The 6,704-nt window shown below is 59.2% G+C and carries 6 protein-coding genes; all 6 read right to left on the bottom strand.

Going from position 1 to position 6,704, the window contains the following annotated elements:
• Positions 1-267: 267 nt before the first annotated feature.
• The 6 genes from I1969_RS06210 to I1969_RS06185 all read right to left on the bottom strand — a co-directional run bounded on the left by I1969_RS06210 (position 268) and on the right by I1969_RS06185 (position 6,623).
• Positions 268-735, bottom strand: coding sequence for a YfcE family phosphodiesterase (locus tag I1969_RS06210; protein ID WP_006235155.1), 468 nt, complete (start codon positions 733-735; stop codon positions 268-270).
• Positions 736-829: 94 nt separating this feature from the next.
• Entirely contained in the window at positions 830-1,546 is a 717-nt protein-coding gene (locus I1969_RS06205; RefSeq protein WP_022094115.1) for a LytR/AlgR family response regulator transcription factor, read from the bottom strand.
• Positions 1,547-1,618: 72 nt separating this feature from the next.
• Complete coding sequence (locus tag I1969_RS06200) at positions 1,619-2,962, bottom strand: histidine kinase (RefSeq protein WP_006235157.1); 1,344 nt, start codon at positions 2,960-2,962, stop codon at positions 1,619-1,621.
• Positions 2,959-4,146, bottom strand: a complete 1,188-nt coding sequence (locus I1969_RS06195; protein ID WP_195233903.1) for a glycosyltransferase — start codon at positions 4,144-4,146, stop codon at positions 2,959-2,961. Before I1969_RS06195 ends, I1969_RS06200 begins: the two co-directional genes overlap by 4 nt.
• A gap of 171 nt (positions 4,147-4,317) precedes the next feature.
• Positions 4,318-5,577: an MFS transporter gene (locus I1969_RS06190; protein WP_195233901.1), complete on the bottom strand. Its 1,260-nt coding sequence runs from the start codon at positions 5,575-5,577 to the stop codon at positions 4,318-4,320.
• Between the two features lie 101 nt (positions 5,578-5,678).
• Complete coding sequence (locus I1969_RS06185; RefSeq protein WP_195233899.1) at positions 5,679-6,623, bottom strand: zinc dependent phospholipase C family protein; 945 nt, start codon at positions 6,621-6,623, stop codon at positions 5,679-5,681.
• Positions 6,624-6,704 lie beyond the last annotated feature (81 nt).

The following is a 6,704-nucleotide window of genomic DNA, read 5'->3' as shown; positions in this document are numbered from 1 at the left end:
TTGCTGCTCTACAGTCCTGCGCAAGACGGAAAGCACATTAAGTGCTTTCCTTTGCGTGCGGAACTCGCGACAAACTTAACCCGCGCCAGCCGGCCCCGGAGACCCTCCCTGCCGTCACTTTGTTCGAGCCGTTGTTGTCGCTCGCCGCTTCGCGGCTCGGCGGCCCCGTTCTCCGCGGCGGGGTTGGTCTGATGGATCTTGTTGAAGCTCGGCCATTGGCTCAAATGGAAACGGGGGACGCATCTGCATCCCCCGTTTTTGTTGTGATTACTCTAGGTCAATAAACTTAGTGCTTAGGATCTTGCCGTCTTTTACTAGCATTCTGGCCATGGTGGGGCCTCGGGTGCCTCTGGGGTAGCTGGCGCTGCCCGGGTTGAGGACTAAGCAACGGCCCACTTGGGCTTCTTTGGTTACGTGGGTGTGGCCGTTGATGGCTACGTCTACGGATCCCACCGGAAGGTCTTCGCGGTAGTGGGCTACGGCGAATTTGAGGCCTTCGTAGGTAAAAAGCGCAAGACGGTCTACATCGGGGCCGTAGTCGCGGTAGTAATCGTTGTTGCCCAGTACGGCCCGCACGGGAGCGATGGTGCATAGGTGCTCGTAGTCCATCTCTGACGTGAGGTCGCCGGCGTGGATAATCAGATCTGCGCCCTCAAGCTCATCCAAGAGCGCAGGCGATAAATAGCCGTGGGTGTCCGAGATGATGTCGATGCGCTTGGCGCTTGCGCTGTTCATGGGATCCTTCCGCAAAAAACGATTCGGCAGATACATACAAAAAAGCCCCACGGCTCCGCAGACGATGGGTCTACAGGGCTGCGGGGCCAGTGTGCTAGAGACTCAGAGCCTTCTTGAGCGGCACGACGCGGCGGCGCGAAACCGGCACGCGTTCGTCGACGCCCGTAATGCCCAGCTGGATGGCGCCCGAGGGCACCGTCTCCACATCCGTGACGCACGCCAAGTTGACGATATAGCGGCGGTGAACACGGAAGAAGCCAAAGTCGCAGAGTTTGGCCTCAAACTGCGCCAGCGAGGTCGTCGACAAAAAGCGATCATCGACGGTATAGATGCAGGAGTAATCGTCCTTGGCCATGATAAAGCGAATGTCGTCCACGGGAATGAGCACCTTGCGGCCGCCCTTTTCCACCGGGATACGCTCGATGGTCACCTTGCTGTCCGTAACCGGCTTGGTGCGTTGCATGACCTTCTCGATCGCGCGATCCAAGCGAGCTTCCTCGACCGGCTTCATCAGATAATCGACGGCATCCACGTCGAATGCCTCGACCGCATGGTCACTATACGCAGTCACAAACACGATCGCCGGCGGATTTTTGAGCTTATGCAGCGCCTCGGCAAGTTGCAGGCCCGAGGCACCGGGCATCGAGATATCGAGAAACACGACATCCACGCGACTTTCCATAAGCATCTCGATGGCGGAGCGGACGCTCGACGCCTCCGTGATCGTGCCGATCTTGCCCGTTTGCTCGAGCAGGAAGCGAAGCTCCGAGCGAGCCGGCGCCTCATCATCCACAATCATCGCACGCAGCATAGGGATAAAACCTTTCGTCAACTAACTACGCCGGGCATCCGTCGCATGACGTTGAGCCCGTAGTCTTTTATTTTACTCTTGAATGTCAAAGATGCTCTCTGACAAATCAAGATGAAGGAGCACTTTGGTGCCCTTACCCGGCGCCGATTCGACACGCGTATAGGAGTGCGGCCCATAAAAGCGATGGATGCGCTCCGAAATATTGTGCATGGCCACACCGGCGCCGCCACCCTGGGGAGAGCTGGCGTCGGGACGGGCAGAACGCTCGTCAAACAGTCTGGCGGCGGTACCCTCATCCATGCCCACGCCATTATCGGCCACGGCAATCAAGATTGCATCCTCGCCGTCTTGGTGAACGGTCACGTCGATCCTCAGGGCGTCGTCATCGCCCATACCATGACGTACGGCGTTCTCGACAATCGGCTGGATCACGAACGCCGGCACCAGCGTATCTTCCACGTCCTCGGACACATCGAACGTCGCAAGCACGCGGTCCTCGCCAAAGCGGGCCTTCTCAAAGGTAAGGTAGCGCTTGGTCTGTGCGACCTCGCGCGAGACCGGAATAAGCGATCCCGAGTTGTCGAGCGTGGCACGATAGAACGATGAGAACTCACGAAGCAGTTCGCGGGCCCGCAGCGGGTCGGTGCGCGTAAACGATGCAATGGTGTTCAGCGTGTTGAACAGGAAGTGCGGGTTAATCTGCGCCTGCAGCGCACGCACCTCGGCGCGCGCCGTGAGTTCCTTTTGCACCTCGAGCTCGTGGATGGCGAGCTGTGTGGACAAGATCTCGGCAAAGCCCGAGGCAAGCGCATACTGGGTACGGTCGACGGCGCGCGGGGTCTTGTAGTAGAACTTGAGCGTGCCGACGGTACGATCGCCCACCTTGATGGGGGCGATAATGCCGGCGGGGACTTGGTTGTGCGAGCCGTCCGAGCCCACGACATCCACCATACGGTTGAACGACTGCACGATGCCATGTTCGATAACGTAGCGTGTGGCAAGCGTGTGGATGGGAGTATCGGGCAGCAGTTTTTCCTCAAACTCGCCCGCGCAGGCAAGCACGTTGTCCTCGTCGGTGATGGCCACCGTCATGGCGCGCGTCTCGGGCAAAATGCGCCGGCACACCAAACGCGCTGACTCCTGCGTCAGACCGCCCTTAATGTCCTCGAGCATGGCCGAGGCCACCGAGAGCGTCTCCTCGGTGTACTGGGAGCGCACCGAATCGGGATTGAGCGTCAAAAAGATAAAGATGCACAGAAAGATGCACAGCAGCGCGCAGGCAATCACCGTGGCGATCGGCTCGATACCGGTCACCAAGGCAAAAATAAAGTACACCAGCACGCAAATGGCGCAGGCAACGGCAATGATGCGAAAGATTGATATTGAACTATCGCGCTGGGCGCGGCGGTCGATCATTCGGCCCCCTCCAGGATACTGATCAGTTGTGCGTCACGCCAAAGCCCGTCCATGATCTTGGGCCAAAAGCTCTGGAAACGCAGGTAGCTTGCAGCGTTTTGGCGCGCATAGGCCTTTGCCTCGTCGATACCATGGCGCCAGATGCGCAGGTAGCCCTCATGCTCGCGGGTAAACACGCTGCGGACCATAGCGGTCTTGCGCACGCGGTCGTCGAGCTCGCGCGAAATCCACGGGCCCGGGTAGGGCATGAGCGATGCCGCCGTAACGGGAATGAGCTCCTTTTGATGCGCGGCGAATGTCAACTTGGCCCGTTCGTAGTACCAACGGTATACATCCTGCATAAAGCGCGGTGAGCGCTTTTCGGACTCCGGAGGCAGATGGCGCACGGTCCACTCGTTATCGAACCACACGTCGTAGCCAAACATGCGCATGTTAAAGAGGTAATCCAAGTCCTCGCCGCGGGTGATAAACGGGTCAAAGGCCACACGCGTAAAGGCGCGGGCGTGCAGGGCCATCAGGCCGCCGCACACGTAGTTGGAGCGCGAGATGCGGGTGCCCGAAAGCGCCTTTTTCATCCAACGGTTGAACTCGATGCGCTTGGTCCACCAACGATGGCAGATGCCCGCCTTGTCCGTGGGAGCCAGCGGCGAGCCGTCGCGATCGTAGAAATAGCCGCTCTTGACCAAGATCGGCAAGCCCTGACGCGTCTGCTGCCCCAACGCATAGGTCGCGCGCTTCATAAAGTCGGCGTCGATGACAGTCTCATCGTCATCCAAAAAGATAACCGCGTCATGCCCCAGCACAGCGGCACAGGCTAGCCCCATGTTGCGGATGGCACCGTAGCCTCGCAGGCTCACGCACTCGCCCGAACCCTTGGGCGCGATCTGAGCAACCCGGTCTGCGATGCGCGAGGCCTGGGTGTTGGTGACAACGGTGACCTTGAGCGTGGGATGCGCGTCGACAATCTCGTGCACGCGCAGCGACACATCGGCTGTGGCAGAAACGGGACAGACCACCAAAAGGATGATGCGTGGGATGTCACGCACCTGCTCAAGCGAGGCCAGGCAGCGGTCGAGTTCGGAATTGTCGGCGTTGAGTCGCGTCGAATGGTCATAAGTGCCAGGGGCGTTTGCGCAAGCGTCATCGCCCGCCCAATACGTTGGAATCACGACTGTGGCGTTCATGCCTTACCCTCCCTGCAACACAAAAACGGGACGCCGCCAAACACAGGCGACGCCCCGCGACCTAGCTGATTCCATCATACCCACTTGGGCAAATCATTGCTCGCAAGTCGCAATGTTTATTGCGGATAACCCCAAAAGAGTACCGTGGACAGGCACAATAGCCGCTCGCTCCTATGCGGCATGCCCTGCCGCCCGAGTCATGCGGGACAGGCGGACCAGCAGCATAAAACCAACGACCAGCAGCACACCAATGGAAAGGACGCCCAGCGACGGGTTGCCGGTCAGCGAGGTGACGACCGACACCAGGAAGGTGCCCATGACGCTTGCATAACGACCAAAGATGTCAAAGAAGCCGTAGTACTCGTTGGATTTTTCCTTAGGGATAATGCGGCCAAAGTAGCTACGGCTGAGCGCCTGCACGCCGCCCTGGAACAGGCCGACCATAATGGCAAGCACCCAAAATTCGAAGGCGGTCTTTAGGAAGAACGCGGCAAACAGCACAATGCCCATGTAGGCGGCGACGGCCACCAGGATCATGTTGAGCGTGCCCACGCGTCCAGCGAGCTTGCCGTAGATGATGGCAGACGGAAAAGCAACAAACTGCGTAACGAGCAGCGCCAGCACCAACTGTGTCGAATCGATGCCCAAAGCCGAGCCGTAGCTGGTTGCCATGGAAATGACCGTGTGCACGCCGTCGATGTAGAAGAAGAACGCGACCATGTAGACCAGCACGGTCTTGTTGTGGGCGATCTCGCGCATGGTGTGTCCGACCTCGGAGAACACACCGCCCACGATGTGGCCGATGGTGTCCTCGGGACCGCGCTCGCGACCGTACTTTTGCTTATAGGTGCGAATGAGCGGCAGAGTAAAGATGAGCCACCAGGCGCCAGTGATGATAAACGACAGACGCGTTGCCAGCATGGTGGGGACGCCAAGAGCGGGGCCACCCATGATGAGCGCCAGGCAGATGACGAACGGCACGGTGGAACCGATATAGCCCCAGGCATAGCCCGAGCTGGACACGGCGTCCATGCGCTCGTCGGTGGTAATGTCGGGCAGCATGGCGTCGTAGAACGTCATAGAAGAGTTAAGGCCGATGGTGCACAGCACGTACACGGTCAAAAATGCCATGGCGGACATTGGGATAGCCTGCGCCAGGCAAAGCACCAGGCCCGTGAGGAAGAAGCCCAAGAAGAACTTGATCTTGTTGCCGGCGTAGTCGGCAAGCGCGCCCAGAATGGGCATGAGCATGGCGATGACCAGCGAGGCGATCGTCTGCGCATTGCCCCAGGCGACCACCAGGTCGGCCGAGGAAGCACCGGTATTGATGGCGTTAAAGTAAATGGGCACCACCGAGGTATTGAGCAGCACGAGGGCCGAATTGCCCACATCATACATAACCCAGTTACGCTCGAGCTTGGTGTATTTCATGGACAGGGACCCTTCGTATTCGCCCGATATGCAGTTAGTTCATCGTACCCCAATTGTCCAGAACCGCCGGTAAGGATTCGGCAAAGGGGCACGCACGGGCCCTATTCCTCGCGGTCGAACTCCTCATCGACTTCGAGCACGCGACCGCTGTAGTTGACGTGACTGGTCACGGCGTCCATGTCGCCGGTCTCGATAAAACGTGCGACCGTGCACTCGTAATCGACCAGCGCGCGATCAAAGACCTCGGGGAAACTTTCGTTCGAGACCTCGTCGGTAAAGGGATTCTTCCATGTCAGATGGCCCAGGTTACCGGTGCGCTCGGGCAGCTCCGTCGTCACGCGATGGGCAAGGCCGTCGAGCAGCGAGTAGTCGTGCACCAAGCCCTCAACCAGCGAGATCGCGCGCGTCTTTGCGGAGCCGGCCGGCTCAATCGCGCGGTAAAGTCGCTGCATATTGGCAACGGCAGCACCGTACTCCCCCGCCGGAATGTCAATGCCGTACACGCGTCCGGCAACATAGCTCATCAGCACGCCGGCCACGCGATTGATGCGATCGGTGGTGACGATCTCGCCCGCCGGCGGGTAATCGTCAACCGTAGCGCCATCGCGTTTAAGCTGCAGCATCAGTACATCCAGGTCGCTCTCGATCACGGCATGAACCTGACTGCTCGAATCCTCAAGCTCTGAATCGGACTCCACGATGCCAAACTGCTGCTCATAGACAAAGGGGTGGGCGTTGCGGTCGAGCACATAATGAGACAGCAGGCCCAGCGCAAAGGCGCGACCCAAGCTGGCGTCGCGCGGCAGCAGATGCGACACGCCGTCGCGCAGGCACGCGAACTGGCGAGACATGCGCGACCGATGCATGACCTGCGCCAGCAGCGTGCAGTCGGAAACACGCAGTGTCAGAATGTGAAAGAAAAACGGGTCGGGGCCTTGGTTGCCCAAGATAAAGGCAATGCGCTCTTCATCGGACGTGATGACGCCCTGCGGAAGACGGTCGATGCTTTCCTCGCCAAACAGATGATGGGTGATAAGCGCGGGCATAATGATCCTTTCGATTTCATTCGATGCCACCCATTATGCCCACCGCGCGCCCATGCCAAACCTGCGATGGTAAACGACGGC

Source organism: Collinsella aerofaciens (genome assembly GCF_015548375.1).
Classification (GTDB): Bacteria; Actinomycetota; Coriobacteriia; order Coriobacteriales; family Coriobacteriaceae; genus Collinsella; species Collinsella aerofaciens_AB.
Note: the sequence above shows the minus strand (reverse complement) of the source record. Positions and strands in the feature narration are given on the sequence as shown.